General features: G+C 74.3%; 15 protein-coding genes and 4 pseudogenes. 9 read left to right on the top strand and 10 right to left on the bottom strand.

Features of this window, described 5'->3' with window-relative positions:
• The first annotated feature begins 169 nt into the window (after positions 1-169).
• A complete protein-coding gene (gene eccCa / locus FIV44_RS19010) occupies positions 170-4,264 on the top strand; it encodes a type VII secretion protein EccCa (protein WP_246086493.1) in 4,095 nt (1,364 codons plus the stop codon).
• Between the two features lie 89 nt (positions 4,265-4,353).
• On the opposite strand, the gene FIV44_RS19005 is transcribed toward eccCa, so the two are convergent.
• Complete coding sequence (locus FIV44_RS19005; protein WP_246086492.1) at positions 4,354-5,604, bottom strand: YibE/F family protein; 1,251 nt, start codon at positions 5,602-5,604, stop codon at positions 4,354-4,356.
• Between the two features lie 215 nt (positions 5,605-5,819).
• Between FIV44_RS19005 and FIV44_RS19000 the strand changes: the two genes are divergently transcribed.
• Positions 5,820-6,845 (top strand): CobW family GTP-binding protein, encoded by a 1,026-nt coding sequence (locus FIV44_RS19000; RefSeq protein ID WP_141005815.1) that lies wholly within the window; start codon positions 5,820-5,822, stop codon positions 6,843-6,845.
• Here the strand turns inward: FIV44_RS19000 and FIV44_RS33290 are convergent.
• Positions 6,835-7,005 (bottom strand): annotated as a pseudogene (locus FIV44_RS33290) (hypothetical protein); the annotation flags it as partial. The gene FIV44_RS19000 and the pseudogene FIV44_RS33290 sit on opposite strands and share 11 nt — an antisense overlap.
• 266 nt (positions 7,006-7,271) lie before the next feature.
• Positions 7,272-7,829, bottom strand: a pseudogene (locus FIV44_RS34155) (helix-turn-helix transcriptional regulator); the annotation flags it as partial.
• 87 nt (positions 7,830-7,916) lie between these two features.
• On the opposite strand from FIV44_RS34155, the pseudogene FIV44_RS32390 reads away from it, so the two are divergent.
• Together FIV44_RS32390 and FIV44_RS33285 are read left to right on the top strand one after the other, a co-directional pair.
• Positions 7,917-8,279 (top strand): annotated as a pseudogene (locus tag FIV44_RS32390) (maleylpyruvate isomerase N-terminal domain-containing protein); the annotation flags it as partial.
• Positions 8,280-8,380: 101 nt separating this feature from the next.
• Positions 8,381-8,503: a hypothetical protein gene (locus FIV44_RS33285; protein ID WP_281285743.1), complete on the top strand. Its 123-nt coding sequence runs from the start codon at positions 8,381-8,383 to the stop codon at positions 8,501-8,503.
• 16 nt (positions 8,504-8,519) lie between these two features.
• Here the strand turns inward: FIV44_RS33285 and rpsN are convergent, their stop codons facing one another.
• The 3 genes from rpsN to rpmB are packed head-to-tail and all read right to left on the bottom strand — an operon-like array spanning position 8,520 to position 9,244.
• On the bottom strand, positions 8,520-8,825 hold the full coding sequence (rpsN, locus tag FIV44_RS18980) for a 30S ribosomal protein S14 (protein WP_141005813.1): 306 nt from the start codon (positions 8,823-8,825) through the stop codon (positions 8,520-8,522).
• A gap of 12 nt (positions 8,826-8,837) precedes the next feature.
• Positions 8,838-9,008, bottom strand: coding sequence for a 50S ribosomal protein L33 (gene rpmG, locus FIV44_RS18975; RefSeq protein ID WP_141005812.1), 171 nt, complete (start codon positions 9,006-9,008; stop codon positions 8,838-8,840).
• Entirely contained in the window at positions 9,008-9,244 is a 237-nt protein-coding gene (gene rpmB, locus FIV44_RS18970; RefSeq protein ID WP_141005811.1) for a 50S ribosomal protein L28, read from the bottom strand. Before rpmB ends, rpmG begins: the two co-directional genes overlap by 1 nt.
• Before the next feature lie 29 nt (positions 9,245-9,273).
• Here rpmB and FIV44_RS18965 point away from each other — a divergent pair, with 29 nt between their 5' ends.
• The 5 genes from FIV44_RS18965 to FIV44_RS18945 all read left to right on the top strand — a co-directional run bounded on the left by FIV44_RS18965 (position 9,274) and on the right by FIV44_RS18945 (position 11,490).
• A complete protein-coding gene (locus tag FIV44_RS18965; protein ID WP_425465135.1) occupies positions 9,274-9,609 on the top strand; it encodes a type B 50S ribosomal protein L31 in 336 nt (111 codons plus the stop codon).
• Entirely contained in the window at positions 9,606-10,670 is a 1,065-nt protein-coding gene (locus tag FIV44_RS18960) for a CobW family GTP-binding protein (RefSeq protein ID WP_141005810.1), read from the top strand. The genes FIV44_RS18965 and FIV44_RS18960 overlap by 4 nt, the downstream gene beginning before the upstream one ends.
• Positions 10,670-10,867, top strand: a complete 198-nt coding sequence (gene rpmF / locus FIV44_RS18955; RefSeq protein ID WP_141005809.1) for a 50S ribosomal protein L32 — start codon at positions 10,670-10,672, stop codon at positions 10,865-10,867. The genes FIV44_RS18960 and rpmF overlap by 1 nt, the downstream gene beginning before the upstream one ends.
• A complete protein-coding gene (gene ykgO / locus FIV44_RS18950; RefSeq protein ID WP_036549929.1) occupies positions 10,864-10,986 on the top strand; it encodes a type B 50S ribosomal protein L36 in 123 nt (40 codons plus the stop codon). The genes rpmF and ykgO overlap by 4 nt, the downstream gene beginning before the upstream one ends.
• Positions 10,987-11,061: 75 nt before the next feature.
• Positions 11,062-11,490 carry a VanZ family protein gene (locus FIV44_RS18945; RefSeq protein WP_141005808.1) on the top strand — a complete coding sequence of 143 codons (429 nt, stop codon included), beginning with the start codon at positions 11,062-11,064 and terminating at the stop codon, positions 11,488-11,490.
• On the opposite strand, the gene FIV44_RS18940 is transcribed toward FIV44_RS18945, so the two are convergent.
• The 4 genes and pseudogenes from FIV44_RS18940 to FIV44_RS18925 all read right to left on the bottom strand — a co-directional run bounded on the left by FIV44_RS18940 (position 11,469) and on the right by FIV44_RS18925 (position 16,366).
• Complete coding sequence (locus FIV44_RS18940) at positions 11,469-11,960, bottom strand: hypothetical protein (protein WP_141005807.1); 492 nt, start codon at positions 11,958-11,960, stop codon at positions 11,469-11,471. The genes FIV44_RS18945 and FIV44_RS18940 overlap by 22 nt on opposite strands.
• On the bottom strand, positions 11,953-12,636 hold the full coding sequence (locus tag FIV44_RS18935; protein ID WP_141005806.1) for a TIGR03943 family putative permease subunit: 684 nt from the start codon (positions 12,634-12,636) through the stop codon (positions 11,953-11,955). The genes FIV44_RS18940 and FIV44_RS18935 overlap by 8 nt, the downstream gene beginning before the upstream one ends.
• A pseudogene (locus FIV44_RS32385) lies at positions 12,633-13,645 on the bottom strand (permease). Before FIV44_RS32385 ends, FIV44_RS18935 begins: the two are co-directional and overlap by 4 nt.
• A 42-nt stretch (positions 13,646-13,687) precedes the next feature.
• The gene (locus FIV44_RS18925) at positions 13,688-16,366 is read right to left on the bottom strand and encodes a helix-turn-helix transcriptional regulator (protein ID WP_141005805.1); all 2,679 of its coding nucleotides are present in this window, start codon (positions 16,364-16,366) and stop codon (positions 13,688-13,690) included.
• Between the last annotated feature and the right edge of the window lie 78 nt (positions 16,367-16,444).

The raw sequence follows: 16,444 nt of genomic DNA, 5'->3' as shown, positions 1-16,444 counted from the left end.
GCATGCCTTCGCTCCGGCGCCTTGCCATCGCACGCGCCTCGCAGCGCTCGCGACGCCGTCCTCCCCGGAGGGAATCTCTCTCCTATCATCGACCAGGTCGCATGAACGGGCATCGACGACAGGGGACGGCAGCGTGACGGTGGGCATCACTCCAGGCGGCGTTCCGAGCGTGTCCCGGAGCGCGCCGCCGGGACCGGCGGGCCGGCGGGCCGCGCCGGCGTCCGCGTCCGCTCCGGGCAGCCTGACCCAGCGCGGCAGCCGCGGCGAGCGGCCCGAGCTGCCCAGCGGCCAGCTCCAGCTGCAGCCGCCGCCCCAGCTCCAGCCGAGCGAGGGGGCGGCGGGCGTGGCGATGAACGCCATCCCGATGCTCGGCAGCCTCGGCTCGATCGTTCTCGTCGCGGGCCTCGGCGGCGCGGGCGGCAACCAGGCGCTGCGGTTCATCGCGGCCGGCATGTTCCTGTTCGCGACCCTCGGCTTCATCGTCGTCCAGATCGATCGGCAGCGGAAGCAGCGCCAGCAGCAGGTCACCGGCTCGCGCACGGAGTACCTCCGCTATCTCGCCACCGTCCGCAAGGTCGCCCGCGAGGCCGCCGACCAGCAGCGCCGGGCGCTGACCTGGCTGCACCCCGCGCCCACCGCGCTGCCGTCGCTGGCCGAGGACCGGACCCGGGTGTGGGAGCGGTCGTCGGCCGACCCCGCCTTCCTGCAGGTGCGGTACGGCGTGTGCGCGCAGCCGCTCGCGCTCGAGCTCCTGCCGCCGGAGAGCGCGCCCATCGACGAGGTCGACCCGGCGTCGGCGTCCGCCCTGCACCGTCTGCTCGTCGTCCACCGCCTGCAGCCGGACCTGCCCGCGTCCATCGACCTGCGCGCCTTCGACCGGATCGAGGTCTGCGGCGACGAGGAGGAGGCCCGCTCCCTGGCCCGGGCGCTGCTGTGCTCGGCGGCGGCCTTCCAGTCGCCGGAGAACCTGCAGGTCGCGGTCCTCGCCAGCGACGCCACCCTCGCCCACTGGGACTGGGTGAAGTGGCTGCCCCACGCCCACAGCCAGCACCACAACGACGCGGTCGGCCCGGCCCGGATGGTGACGACCTCGCTCAGCGACCTCGCCACGATGCTGCCGCCGGACCTGACCGAGCGGCCGCGGTTCGGCGCCGACGAGCGGCCGGCGATCCCTCACATCATCCTGGTCACCGACGGCGCGGAGCTGCCGCCGGGCAACCACCTGGTGCCCTCCGACGGCCTGCACGGCGTCACCGTGATCGACCTGCCCGCCCGCTGGGGCGAGCTGGACAGCCCGACGGCGCTGCGCCTGGAGATCGAGGACGACGCCCGGTCGGCGACACCGGGCCAGGCTCCGGAGACGGTGCCCCTGGTCGCCGTACGACTGCGGACGGAGCCGGTCCGGGCCAAGGGCGACCAGTGCGGCGCGGCCACGGCCGAGGCGCTCGCCCGCCGGCTGACCCCGCTGTTCACGCCCACCGCCGGCGCGGCCGTCGGCGAGGAGGCGGCCGACCTCACCGGCCCGACCGACTTCATGGACCTGCTGGGCCTCGGCGACGTCCACAGCTTCGACCCCGGAGCCGTGTGGCGGCCGCGGCCGGCGCGCGACCGGCTGCGGGTCCCGATCGGCGTCGGCGACGGCGCCGGGCCGATCCACCTCGACATCAAGGAGTCCGCCCAGCAGGGCATGGGCCCGCACGGCCTGGTGATCGGCGCGACCGGGTCCGGCAAGTCGGAGTTCCTGCGGACGCTGGTCCTCGGCCTGGCGATGACCCACTCCCCCGAGCAGCTCAACATGGTGCTCGTCGACTTCAAGGGCGGCGCGACCTTCGCCGGCATGGCCGAGATGCCCCATGTCTCCGCGGTCATCACCAACCTCGCCCAGGAGCTCACGCTCGTCGACCGCATGCAGGACGCGCTGTCCGGCGAGATGGTGCGCCGCCAGGAGCTGCTGCGCGAGGCCGGCAACTTCGCCTCGATCCGCGACTACGAGAAGGCCCGTACGTCGGGCGAGCCGGCCAGCGCCGGCCTCGCCCCGCTGCCGTCGCTGTTCATCGTGGTCGACGAGTTCTCCGAGATGCTGTCGGCGAAGCCCGAGTTCATCGACCTGTTCGTCGCGATCGGCCGGCTCGGCCGCTCGCTCGGCCTGCACCTGCTGCTCGCCTCGCAGCGGCTGGAGGAGGGCCGGCTGCGCGGGCTGGAGTCGCACCTGTCGTACCGGATCGGCCTGCGCACGTTCAGCGCGCAGGAGTCCCGGGCGGTGCTCGGCGTGCCGGACGCCTACGAGCTGCCGGCCGTGCCCGGCCTGGGCTACCTCAAGCCCGACCCGACGACGATGACCCGGTTCAAGGCGGCGTACGTCTCGGGTCCGCCGGAGACCAGCCGGCGCCGGGTGGTCCGCGACAGCGGCGGCAAGTTGCGCGGCATCCTGCCGTTCACGATCTCGGAGGTGCAGACCTTCGACGAGCCGGAGCCCGAGGAGACCGACGACTCCGCGGCCCCGGCCGCCGTACCGGAGGGCAGCGCGTCGCTGCTCGACATCGCCGTGGCCCGGATGGACGGCCGCGGCCCGGCCGCCCACCAGGTGTGGCTGCCGCCGCTGGACCTGCCCGACACCCTCGACCAGCTCATGCCCGACCTCGCCCCGCACCCCGAGCTGGGCCTGGTCTCCCTCCAGTGGCGCGGCGCCGGCGGCCTGACGGTCCCCCTCGGCACCGTCGACCGGCCACGCGAGCAGCGGCGCGACACCCTCACCGTCAGTCTCAGCGGCGCCGCCGGCCACGTCGCGGTCGTCGGCGGGCCGCGCAGCGGCAAGAGCACGCTGCTGCGCACGATCGTGACCAGCCTGTCGCTGACCACGACCCCGCTGGAGTCGCAGTTCTACGTCCTCGACTTCGGCGGCGGCACCTTCGCGCCCCTCACCGCGCTGCCGCACGTGTCCGGCGTCGGCACCCGGTCGGAGCCGGAGGTGGTCCGCCGGATCGTCGCCGAGGTCAAGGGCATCGTCGACCGTCGCGAGCGCTACTTCCGCACCCACGGCATCGACTCGATCGAGACCTACCGCACGCGCCGTGCGCAGGGTCGCGCCGACGACGGGTACGGCGACGTGTTCCTCGTCATCGACGGCTGGGGCACGCTCCGCTCCGACTTCGACGACCTCGAGCTGGAGATCCAGCAGCTCGCCGGCCGCGGCCTCACCTTCGGTCTGCACATCGTCACCGCGTCGACCCGCTGGCCCGACTTCCGCGCGGCGATGCGCGACCTGCTCGGCACCCGCCTCGAGCTGCGGCTCGGCGACCCGATCGACTCCGAGATCGACCGCAAGGTCGCCGCTCTCGTCCCGGGCAACCGGCCCGGCCGCGGCCTGGTGCCCGGCAAGCTGCACTTCCTCGGCGCCCTCCCCCGCGTCGACGGCGACGGCTCCGCCGAGACCCTCGGCGACGGCGTGGACGCCATGATCGCCGCCGTCACCGCCGCCTGGCGCGGCCCGGCCGGCCCCAAGCTGCGGCTGCTGCCCGACCGGATCACCCTCGACGAGGTCCGCTCGCTGGCCGGTACGCCGCCGCAGCGGCAACTGCTGCTGGCGATCAACGAGAAGGAGCTCGCGCCGGTCTCCCTCGACGTCGACGCCGAGCCCCACCTGCTGCTGTTCGGCGACGGCAAGTCCGGGAAGTCCAACCTGCTGCGCACCTACTGCCACGAGATCATGCGCACCCGCACGCCGGCCGAGGCCCAGATCATCCTCGTCGACTACCGCCGGTCGCTGCTGGGCGAGGTGCCGGAGGAGTACCTCCTCAACTACCTCACCTCCGCGACCCAGGCGCAGCCGGCGCTCAACGACCTGACGACGTACCTCCAGAACCGGATCCCGGGACCGGACGTGACGCCCGAGCAGCTGCGCAACCGGTCGTGGTGGACCGGCGCCGAGGTGTTCGTCGTGGTCGACGACTACGACCTCGTCGCCACCCAGCAGAGCTCACCCGTCGCGCTGCTCCAGCCGCTGATGGCCCAGGCCCGCGACGTCGGCCTGCACATCGCCGTCGCCCGCCGCTCCGGTGGCGCGTCGCGGGCGCTCTACGAGCCGGTCATCCAGTCCATGCGGGACCTGGCGATGCCGGGCATCCTGCTGGCCGGCAGTCGCGACGAGGGCGCGCTGATCGGCAACCTCCGCCCCGGCCCCGCCCAGCCTGGCCGCGGCAAGATGCTCACCCGCGACCGTGGCGCCGAGGTGGTCCAGCTCGCGTGGACCGATCCGTCGTTGTGACGGCTGGGGGTGCGCAGGAATCGCCGCTTCAGCGGTGAAACTGGCGCTTCTTGCCCGTTGCAACGGGCAAGAAGCGCAGGAATCACCACTTAAGTGGTGATTCCTGCAGGGGAGGCATCCGGTCGCGGCGCGGCGATGAGGGCGGCGAGAGCGGTGGTGACGGGGACGGCGAGGACCAGGCCGACCGAGGTGACCAGGGTGCGCACGACCTCCTCGGCGAGCTGCTCGGTGGAGATCAGCTCGAGCAGCGGGCGATCGTAGACGCGCAGCAGCATGAGCAGGATCAGCGCGGTGCCGACGTACGCGAACACGATGGTGTAGATCGTCGAGGCGATGTGGTCGCGGCCGATCCGCATGGCGCTGGTGAAGACGGCCGTGCGGGAGGCGGCGGGGGTGGCGGCGCGCAGCTCCCAGACGGCGGAGGCCTGGGTGATGGTGACGTCGTTGAGTACGCCGAGCCCGGCGATGACGAGCGCGCAGCCGAGCAGCGCCTGGAAGTCGAGGGTGCCGAAGGAGGCGAGGATCGCGCCGCCCTCGTCGCTGATGCCGGTCAGCCGGGCGTCCCCGATGGCGAGCACGCCGATGCCGGCGGTCAGCACGATGCCGAGCAGCGTCCCGGCGAGCGCGGTGCTCGTGCGCAGCGAGAAGCCGTGGGTCGTGTAGAGGACGACGAACATGATCGCCGAGGCGCTCGTGAGCGCGACGCCGACGCCGGGTGCGCCGTCCAGCAGCGCCGGCAGCAGCCACCACCACACGACCACGCCGCCGAACGCCAGGCCGATCAGTCCCAGCAGGCCGCGCAGGCGGGCCACGGCGAGCACGACGGCGACGAAGAGCACCCCGAGCCAGACCAGCGTGCCGTAGCGCTCGGTGGCGAAGTAGGAGTACGACGCGCCCTGCTCCGGCGCGTCCTCGGGGGCGGGGGTGCGCAGCAGCTCGACCCGGTCGCCCGCGCTGATGCCGGAGTCGATCACCTCCGGGGGCACGTCGAGCCGGACCACCTCGCCCTCCCCCTCGACCTTCACGGTGAGGGTGCTGCAGCCCGAACCGTCGGGCAGGCCGATGCCGCCGCACCGCTCGGCCACGCCGACCACCTCGCCGGAGGGGAAGGTCACGCCGGGCGCCGCGAACTGGGCGGCCGGGCCGCCGGCCTCGGCGCTGCGGGCGGCGGCGTCGCCGGGCGGCCACCAGATGGCGAGGCCGGCCAGGGTGCCGAGCAGCGCGAGGGCGAGTGCGGCGAGCAGCAGCATGCGTGCCGTCGTACCGATCCGGATCTGGTCGTCGACGTCGCGATCGGCCCGGTGGGAGTGACCGTGTCCGGCCCCGCGGTGGCTGTTCACGCGCACACCTTGCCACGCGCCCCGAGGGAGACTCCGCCTAGTGTCCTGTCCGGCTGATTCGCCGCCATATTCGGCAGCCCTGGCACGCACCTCGCGGCGTTGGCCGCGCTCGACAGACGACCCGGTATGCCCTCGCACGGCCGCCTTGCGATACACGCACCAGGACCACCGACTATGTCAGCGCTTCAACCGGACAGGACACTAGGCTGGGCGTCGTGAGCTCCCACGTGCCGGTGACCGCCCTGACCGGGCACCTGGGGGCCGGCAAGACCACCTTGCTCAACCGGCTGCTGCGCCAGCCCGGCGCGCGGATCGGGGTCATCGTCAACGACTTCGGCGCGATCAACGTCGACGCGGGCCTGGTCGCCGGCCAGGTCGACGAGCCGGTGTCGATCGCGGGCGGGTGCCTGTGCTGCATCGAGGACGTGTCGGGGCTGGACGCCGCGCTGGAGCGGTTGACCCGGCCACGGCTCGCGCTCGACGCGGTCGTCGTCGAGGCGAGTGGGCTGGCGGAGCCGGGCGCGCTCGCGCAGCTGATCGCGGCCAGCGGCGCGCCGCGGGTGCGTCCGGGCGGGGTGGTCGACGTGGTCGATGCCGTGGAGTACTTCCGCACCGTCGACGACGGCGGTCTGCCGCCCGCGCGGTTCTCGGTCGCGACCCTGGTCGTCCTCAACAAGGTCGACCTGCTGCCGGAGGACTCCCGCGAGGCGACCCTCGCCGCGATCGAGGCCCGGGTGCGCGAGGTCAACCCGGCGGCCCACGTCGTCCGCACGTCCCGCGGCCGGATCGACCCGGCGCTGGTCCACGACGTCGCGATGGCCGAGGACCCGCCCGACCAGCTGCCCCTCGCCTCGCTGCTGCGGGCCGAGCGCGCGGCGCAGGACCACCACGACCACGGCCCCCATGCCGCCTCCGCATCGGTGCGCGCCGAGGGCCCGGTCGCGCCCGGGGCGGTCGTCGAGCTGCTCCTCGACCCGCCCGCCGGCGCCTACCGGATGAAGGGCACGGTCGCGGTCGACACCGGCCGGACCGTCAAGGGGTACGTCGTGAACCTGGTCGGTGGGCAGGTCCACGTCGCCGGCCTGCGCACCGCCCCGGACGGCAGCGAGCTGGTCGCGATCGGGGTCGGCCTGGACGCCGGCGCCGCGCAGGCCCGGCTGGAGGCGGCCCTGGCGCCGTCGTCCGGACCCGACGGCGTCGGGCTGCGGCGGCTGGAGCGCCTGCGCCGGCTCAGCGCCTGACGCCCGAGTCCGGCGGGTAGTGCGCCAGCGCCCGCTCCGCCTGCCGCCGCAGTCCCTCCCGCAGCGCCACCGGCTCGAGCAGGGTGAGGTCGGGCGTGTAGACGACCGCCATCGCGGTGAGCACGTCCGGCTTGGTGGTCCGCAGCCGCCAGGTCTCGGTGCCGTCGGGGCGGGGTCACCGACGACCTCGATGTCGGTGCCGGGAGCCAGTCCCATCCGCAGCAGCCGGCGCAGCAGGGGCGCGGCCGCGCGGCGGGCGGTGACGACGGCCGTGACCTGCGCGCTCTCCTGCTCGAAGCCGCCGCGCAGGTCGGCCCAGATCTCGGCGACGGGACGGGGGTCGGCGAGATCGACCGGGGTGGGCAGCACGGTGGCGGCGGCGAACCGGGAGACCCGGTAGGTGCGCACCTGCCGGCGGTGCTCGGCCACGAGGTACCAGCGGCCGGAGTGGTCGACCAGGCCGATCGGGTGCAGCGTCCGGGTGGCCGGGGCGGCCGCGCCCGCCGAGGTGTACCGCGCCCGCAGCCGCCGGCGCTGCGTGGTCGCCTCGCGCAGCACCGGCAGCAATGGGACGTCGTCGGCCGGCGAGAACCAGCGCCGCCGGTCGGAGTGGACGACCGTGCCCATCGCCTCGGCACGCTCCACCGCCGTGGTGGGGGCGCTGGCGGCGATCTTCGCCAGCCCCGAGGCGAGCGGGCCGGACAGGCCCAGCTCGGCGACCGACTCGCGGGCCGACCAGGCGAACAGCGCCTGCGCCTCGACCGGAGTGAGGCCTGCGGCGCGGGTGGTGAAGTCCTCCAGCAGCACGCAGCCGCCGCCCCGGCCCTGCTCGGTGTAGACCGGCACCCCGGCCGCGGACAGCGCCTCCATGTCGCGCAGCACGGTGCGCTCGCTGACCTCCAGCTCCGCCGCCAGCCGGGCCGCCGTGAGCCGCCGGTGCCGCTGCAGCAGCGCGAGCAGGCGGAGCAGGCGGTCGGCGCGCATGGGACGAGCATCGCAGGTGAACCTGACAGAGGACGTCAGGTTCACGCGCTGGACTGGTGCCACACACACCACCGACGGAGGAGCCACATGTCCACGACCTTCGACCCCCGCCCGCTGCTCGGCCACGCGCTGGACCAGGCCGAGAGCCTCATCAACGGAGTCACGCCCGAGCAGATCGGGCTCCCCACCCCCTGCGAGGAGTACGACGTCGCCCGGCTCGTCGCCCACCTCCAGGCCGTCGTCCGGCGGATCGGCGCGGTGCTGGACGGCCGGCCGTTCTCCTCCGTCCCCCGCGAGATCGAGGTCGAGCCCGGCGCCTGGGCGGACAGCTGGGCCGAGGGCCGCGCCGCCACCGAGCAGGTGCTCGCCGACGACATCGTCCTCGCCCGGACCGTGCAGGTGCCGTGGGGCGAGGTCAGCGGTGCGGCCGCGCTGGCGTCGTACGTCGGCGAGCTGACCGTGCACGCCTGGGATCTCGCCGTCGCCACCGGTCGGCTCGACCGGCTCGACCGGCGCTGGCGGAGCGGTCGCTGCCGGCGTACGTCGACAAGGTGCCCGCCGAGCCGCGCGGCGGCGAGATCCCGTTCGGCCCGGTGGTGCCGGTCGCCGACGACGCGCCGGCCTACGACCGGCTGGTCGCCTGGACCGGCCGCGACCCGCAGTGGCAGCCCTGACCCGAGCGGGCCGGGATCACCAGCTGGACTTGGTGATCCCCGGCAGCTCGCCGCGGTGCGCCATCTCGCGGAACCGGATCCGCGAGAGCCCGGCCTTGCGCAGGTAGCCGCGCGGCCGGCCGTCGACCTGGTCGCGGTTGCGCAGCCGGGTCGGCGAGGCGTCCCGCGGCAGCCGGGACAGCGCCCGCACCGCCTCGGCCAGCTCGGCCGAGCCGGGCTCGGCGCGGCGGACCTGCTCCTTGAGCGCGGCCCGCCGCTCGGCGTACCGCTCGACGACGGCGCGGCGCTTGGCCTCGGCCGCGATCTTGCTCTGCTTCGCCATGTCCGCGCCTCCTCAGCGCTCTTCGCGGAAGTCGACGTGGCGGCGGACGACAGGGTCGTACTTGCGCAGCGTCATCCGGTCGGGGTCGTTGCGGCGGTTCTTCCTGGTCACGTAGGTGTAGCCGGTGCCCGCCGTCGAGCGGAGCTTGATGATCGGCCGGACGTCGGAGCCCTTCTTGGCCATCAGAGCCTCTCTCCTCGTGCGCGGAGCTCGGCCACGACCGACTCGATGCCCCGCTGGTCGATGGTCTTGATGCCGCGGGCGGAGACCCGCAGCGTGACGTGCCGCCCCAGCGACGGCACCCAGTACCTCTTGCGCTGGATGTTGACGTCGAAGCGCCGTCGGGTACGACGGTGCGAGTGCGAGACGTTGTTGCCGAAGGCCGGCGCGGTGCCGGTCACCTGGCAGACGCGTGACATCGCCTTCTCCTTCCGGTGGATGATGTGGCATGATTGAGAACGATTCTCATTCTAATCATGCGAAGGGCAACACCGTGAAGCCAGGAATCCATCCCGACTACGGACCGGTCGCGTTCCGCGACCGCGCGACCGGCGATGTCGTGCTCACCCGGTCGACGCTCGTGGCGCGCGCCGAGGCGACCGTCGAGATCGACGGTCGCTCCTACCCGGTGGTGGACGTCGACGTCAGCGTGCACAGCCACCCGTTCTGGACCGGCCGAGGCCGGGTCCTCGACAGCGAGGGCCGGGTCGAGGCGTTCGAGCGGCGCTACGGCCGGCCCGGCCGGCCGAGCGGCGAGAAGAGCGGCGAGGAGGGCGCGCGATGAGGGTGCCCGTCGTCCTGCTCTCCGGCGTCGACCCCGACGCGATGGCCGCGACCATGGTCGGGCTGCAGTTCGACCTCCCCGGCGCGGTCGCCGTCCGGCACGCCATCGACCCCGAGCGCGGCCTGCTCACCCGGACGGTCAGCGATCTCACCGGCGTCGTCGAGACCCACGAGACGCTGCTCGAGCACGCCTGCGTGAGCTGCGCGATCCGCGAGGACATCCTCCCGACGCTCGAGCGGCTGGCCCGCGACGGCCGCTGGCAGAGCATCGTCGCGCACCTGCCGGTCGGCGCCGAGGCCGCGCACCTGTGCTCGGTGCTGACCTGGGACACCCGGCTGGCCCGGTTCCTGCGGGTCTCGGCGGTCGTCACCGCCGTCGGCGCCCGGCATCCCGTGCGCGACCTGCTCGGCGACGACCTGCTCGCCGACCGCGGCCACCACTGCGCCCAGGACGACCGCCGCGGAGTCGGGGAGGTGCTCGCCGCGATGGTGGAGTACGCCGACGTGGTGGCCTTCGACGACACCGTCGACCCGGTCGCCCGCGGCCTGGTGACGGCGCTGGCCCGGCCCGACGCCACCGTGGTCGAGGGCGGTCACGGGCTCGGGGGCGACGTCCTGACCGGGCGGCTGCACCAGCACACCCGGACCGACGCGTGGACCAGCCCGGTCCGCACCGACGCGCTGCCCGACGTCCGCGCCGAGGGCGTCTGGCGGCTGGACCTGCAGTCGCTCCGGCCGTTCCACCCCGACCGGCTGCTGGACTCGCTGGAGTCGCTCGGCGCCGGAGCGCACCGCTCCCGCGGCTGCTTCTGGCTGCCCAGCCGCCCCGGCCGGGCCCTGGAGTGGGACGGCGCCGGCGGCCAGCTCAGCATCGGCGACCACGCCGGCTGGGCCCGTCGTACGCCGTTCACCCGGATCGTGCTGACCGGCGTCGGCGTCGCGCCCGCCCACCTGCGCGAGGCCTTCGCGGGCCTGCTGGTCGCCGAGGACGAGCGCGGCTCCTGGTCGGTCGCCGAGGACGGCTTCGAGCCCTGGCTGGGCCCGATCCGGGAGGTGGCCTGATGGCGGTCCCGAAGCGTCGTACCTCGCGCAGCAACACCCGGCACCGCCGGTCCCAGTGGAAGGCCGCCGCGCCCGACCTGGTGCCGGTGACGGTCGCCGGCGAGCGGTTCCGGGTGCCGCGCCGGCTGGTCGCCGCCGTCCGGGCCGGCCTCGTCGACCCCGCGACCGGACGACCCACGGGAGGGAGGAGCCGATGAAGGTCCGCAACTCGATCCGCTCGCTGAAGAACCAGCCGGGCGCCCAGGTGGTCCGCCGCCGTGGGCGGATCTACGTGATCAACAAGCAGAACCCGCGGATGAAGGGCCGCCAGGGCTGAGCCCGGTCCTCGGGTACCGCACGTCGGCACCCGAGGAGGAGGGGTGGCGGCGCGGCGCGACCTAGCGTCGAGAGCATGATCCGCCGTCCCGTCGCCGCCGTCCTCCTGGCCTGCTACTCCGTCTTCGTCGCCCGGCTCACCCTGGCCGACCCGTCGGCCGGGCGGTGGGCATTCCACGTCGCCGACGTGCTGGCCCGTCGGGCGAGCGACGGGCGGCTGGAGTGGAGCGAGACGGAGGTGCTGGCCAATGTCGCGCTGTTCGTGCCGGCGGGCTTCCTGCTCGCCGTCGTCCTCGGCCGGCCGCTGCTCGCGGCGGTGCTGGCCGTGCTCGCGTCGGCGTGCATCGAGCTGGCGCAGCAGCAGTTCCTCCCCACCCGGGTGCCGTCGCTGGCGGACGTCGTGCACAACGGTCTCGGCGGCCTGCTGGGCGCCGTACTGGCCGCGCCGTTCAGCCGGGTCCAGCGCTCGACCGTCGGGCGCCCTCAGCGCGCGGGGCAGTACTGAGCGAGCCAGCCGCCGAAGGCGCCGACCGTGCCCGAGATGGAGGTGCCGGTGCCGTCGTCCTCGAGGGCACCGGGTACGGCGCTCCGGTCGAGCTCGTCGCCGAGCGAGCCGTAGACGCCGGAGATCTCGACGTAGTAGCCCGTGCGCACGAGGGCGCTCATCGAGTCGGGGACGCCGCCGTCGATCAGGTCGTCGGCGGCCCGGCGCAGCGCCTCGGCGGCGGAGTCGGGCTGGGCGGCGTACTGGCTCTGGGCGGCCGCCAGGACGCGGTAGGCGTCGCAGAACTCCTCGTCGCTCGGCACGGTGGTCGGGGCGGACGGACCGGGAGAACCCGACTGATCGGGCGGACCGGCGGGCCCGCCGTCCGCAGGGTCGTCGCCGCCCCGGCCGAGGAAGAGGGTCACCACGAGCACCACGACCAGGACCAGCCCGAGACCGAGGCGCGGGAGCAGCGGGGACCGCTCACTCATAGGGCCGCTTCGGCGGGCTCGTCGGCGTGACCTCGGTGGCGGCGATGATCGGCGCGTCCTCGGCGCCGAGGCCCTCGCCGGTGCCCTCCACCCAGCTGCCGACCACCTCGACCCACTGCTCGTCGGCGGGAGCGTCGGCAGACACGGCGGCGTCGTCGACCCGGACCCGGAAGGCGAGCGCGTCCGCGGCACAGCAGCTGATGGAGAGCCGGGTGACGTACCAGCCGTCCTCGTCGTGGGTGACGAAGCCGAGCAGTCGCACCTGGTGACCGGTCAGCACCTCGCCGTACGCCGAGGCGTAGGCGACGAACTCCGAGACCAGCACGTCGCTGACCTGGCCCTCGGGCAGCGGCGCGACCGCCGCCTTGTCGTACTTCACCGCGGTGACGTCGTTGGCGCGGCGCTCCGCGACATAGGCGCCGAGCGCGGGCGGCTGGACGACGAAGGCGATGACGATCGGCAGCAGCAGCGCCCACACCGCGGGGGACGACTCGTGCTCGTCGTGGCGGCGGCTGAAGACGGCGAGGAAGGCCAGGCCGACCATGGCGACGCCGCTGACGACGAGGGGCCACTTCATCCAGTCGTTGACGTAGCGGGCGTACTCGTCGGTGACCCCCACCCGGAGGGCGACGGCGCCGAGCGCGGCGAGGACGACGGACTGGGCGTTGCGGTTCACAGCAGCACCCCTCCCACCACGACCGCGATGACAGTCGCGACCACGAGCACCAGCGGCACGAACTGGACGGCGAAGCGGCGGCCGAACTGTCCCGCCTCCATCGCGGCGAGCTTGATGTCCATGACCGGCCCCACGACGAGGAAGACCAGCTTGGCGGTGTCGGAGAACGCCGTGAGGCTCACCGCCACGAAGGCGTCCGCCTCGGAGCACAGCGCGACCAGGAAGGCGAAGGCGGCGAGCACCAGGATGCCGAGCAGCCAGTTCCCCGCGACGGACTCGACGACGTGCACCGGGACCAGCACGTTGACGGTGGCCGCGACGACGGCGCCGATGACCAGGAAGCCGCCGGCCGGCAGCAGGTCGTGCCAGGCCGCGCCGACGAAGCGGCCCCACCGGGTGTCGCCGCCGTGGGTGTGCTGGATCTCGCTGATCCGGGGCAGGCGCAGGGCCGGCAGCCGACCGGGCAGCCGCCCGGCGACGAAGACGTAGATCCAGCCGATGACGACGGCCACCAGCAGCGAGGCGACGAAACGGGCGAGGACCATGTCGGTGCGGCCCTGGAAGGCGACGGCCGTCGAGATGATCACGGCCGGGTTGATCGCGGGGCGGCGAGCAGGAAGGTCAGCGCGATCGGCGCCGGTACGCCGCGCCGGGCGAGCCCCGAGGCGACGGGGACGGCGGCGCACTCGCACGTGGGCAGCCCGATCCCGGCCAGGCCGGCCACCGGGACCGCCAGCGCCGGGTTCCGCGGCAGCACCCGCGACACCAGCTTCTCCGACAGCAGCGCCGAGATCAGCCCGGACAGCGCCACCCCGAGCACGAGGAACGGGATCGACTGGACGACGATGGCGAGGAAGACGGTGGACCAGGTCTGGAACGCCGCGCCCCCGAGGTGGTCGCCGAGCAGGCGCTGGACGGGGACCGCCGCCACCAGCACGCCCAGGACCAGCCACACCTGCAGATCGGCGCCGGCCCGGGGCGACGTGGGCGGCGAGGTCGGCGTCGTCATCGCGGGAAGACTAGCCCGGATCCCCAGAAATGAACATCATTCTCACTGCCCGGAGCCGGTGCCCGGGCCGCTGCCCGGGCCGGTGCCCGGGCCGGCGCCCGGGCCGGCGCCGGGACCGGTTCCCGGGCCGGGGCCGGAGCCGCTCGGATCGAGCAGACCCATCTGACCGGCGATGCTCAGCGCCGCCTCGCGCGAGGAGACGCCCAGCTTGCGGTAGACCGAGCGGAGCTGGGTCTTCACCGTGTTCGGGGACACGTAGAGGACCTCCGCCGCCGCCCGGGTCGACCCGTGCACGGCCAGGGCCTGCAGCACCGCCCGCTCGCGGGAGGTGAGGGTCGGCGTCCGGGTCGTGGTGGCGGCCGTCCGCGGCAGGCCGACGTCGACGTACGCCGCCAGGCCGGCCGGCCCGACCCGGCCGGCGAAGCGGACCAGCGCCTGGTGGTCGTGGTCGGAGAGGTAGGTCAGGTGCGAGCGCACGCCGTAGGTCTCGTAGGCGATGGCGGCGCCCTGCAGCAGGACGAGCGCCTCGGCCTCGTCGCCCTGGCGCAGCGCGGCGGCCGCGGCCAGCGTCTGCGTCGCCGCGCGCGTGCGGACCGTGTGCCCCGGCAGCGCGAGCTCGGTGGCGGCGCAGCGCAGGGCCTCGCGGTAGTGCCCGGCGTGGAGCAGCGCGGCGAGGCGCGCGGGCGACAGGTGCGGGCTGTCCGCCGGCTGGCTCTCGATCACCGCGCGGGCGGCGGCGAGGTCGCCGGCGGCGAGCCACAGCAGGGCCAGCACCCCGCAGAGGTGCTCGCTGGCGACGTTGTCGCCGAAGCCGGGCGGCGGGAAGGGCGCGGCCAGCTCCCGCGCGATCCGCTCCGCCTCGGCCCGCGCCTGCCCGAGGCCCAGCCGCGCCGCCATCGGGATCGCGGTCAGGAAGGGCCAGAACTCCGCGGTCTGGGTGTACGACGCCGTCTCGCCGAAGAGCCCCACCGCGCCGGCGAAGTCGAGGTCGTCGAGGAGGGCGTAGCCCTCGGCGAGCAGGCCGAAGGCGTTCATGTAGGACTGCCGGAACACGTCGGGCCACACGCCGTAGTCGATGGTGACCTGCGTGGCCCGCGCCTTCGCGACGTCGCCCAGGAAGGCGAAGGTGCCGGCGGCGTAGGCGACCGAGTAGTTGCGCGACGTCTGGCTCGTGCACAGCGACGCCGAGCGGGTCATCGTGCTCAGCGCCTCGTCGTACCGGCCGCCCTGGAGCAGCGAGTAGCTGAGCTGGCGCAGGATGGTCGCGACGAAGTCACCGAGCTGCGTGCGCAGGTCCGGGTCGAGCTCCTCGGCGAGCTGCACGGCCTTCGCGCTGGCCTCGGCCGACTCGCGGAAGCGGAAGACCAGCCGCCACGCCACCGCCCGCAGGCTCTCGTCGGCGAAGCGGTCGAACGCCGGCTCGAAGTACGACGGCTGCACCGGCGAGTCCAGCACGCGCCGGAACGGACCCACCGCGTCGGACCTCAGCACCGGGCTGCACGCGAGGGCCAGACCGAGGGCGAACGCCAGCAGCGGATGCTCCTCCTGGGTCGCCGCGGAGAGGCCGTGGAGCGAGCCGAGGAAGCGGTCGGAGATGTAGCTCGAGGGGTCCGTGACGAGGAGGTGCAGGAAGACCCGCTCGGCGAAGGCGTAGTCCTCGGCGTCGATGGCGTAGCGCAGCGAGTGGTCGTAGTCCTCGTTGTCGAACAGCCAGGCGGCCACGGTGGCCGAGGCCGCCCGGAGGGCGCTCCCGTCGGCCGCGGCCCGGGCGCGGAAGGAGTCGCGGATCGACTCGACGTACTGGAAGACCGACCGGCCGCGGGCGTAGGGCACCCACCGCCCGAACCCGTTGCGCTCCAGGAAGGAGAGCAGGCCCGGGACGTCCGGGTGCCGGGTCAGCCGCTCGGCGAGGGGAGCGTCGAAGTACGGCGCCACGCTGGTCGCCACCAGGAACTCGGCCGCCGCCTCGTCGGGCAGCAGCGAGGCCAGGTCCGAGGCAACGGCCGTCTCCCACTCGACCGAGCCGATGCGGGGCGCCTCGCCGAGGCGCGCGAGCGCCAGCACCGCCGCCCGCACCGCCAGCGCGTAGCCGCGCGTGCCGCGGCCGATCGACGCGGCGAGGCCCCGGTCCTCCCGGCCGAGATGGGTGACGACGAGCTCGGCGATCTCGTCGGTCGTCAGCGCGAGCGCCCGGCTGTCGACGACGTGCGCGAGCCCGCGCAGCTGGTGGGCGTCTGCGGCGAGGGTGGTGTTGCCGCGCGTCGCGACCAGCACCCGCAGCCGCGGGGCCTGGCTGACGACCCGGAGCACGTCCGCGTCGACCTCGGCGGCGATGTCGCCGAGGTGCTCGTAGGCGTCCAGCACGACCGTCACCGGGCCCGCCGCGGCGAGGATCCGGACGGCGACCGCGGCCGGGTCGGGCGCCGTACCGAGCCGGCTCGCCTCGTCCGCCGAGAGGTCGGCGAGCCGCCGGGCGCTGCTGACGACCTGCTGCCAGAACGCCGACCTGCTGGCGATGCCGGACTCCAGGCTGATCCAGATCAACGGCTCGTCGGACTCCCGCTGCAGCGCCCAGCTGCGCAGCAGCGTCGTCTTGCCGATCCCGCTCGGGCCGAGCAGCACGCAGATCTGCGGATCCGGCGCGTCGAGGAGGCGGTGCAGCCGGGGCCGGTCGACGACACCCGGGATCCGGGCCGCGGCCGTCACCTGCTCGCTGCTCATCGTCGCCCGCCCCCTCCGAGTGGTCGTCTCGTCGGCTCATTGTGCCCTCGCGCGCGAGGGCACCCGAGCGTCGTCAGC

This window comes from Nocardioides humi (genome assembly GCF_006494775.1).
In the GTDB taxonomy this organism is placed as follows: Bacteria; Actinomycetota; Actinomycetes; order Propionibacteriales; family Nocardioidaceae; genus Nocardioides; species Nocardioides humi.
The sequence above is the reverse complement of the archived record's forward strand: the minus strand, read 5'-3'. Positions and strand labels throughout refer to the sequence as shown.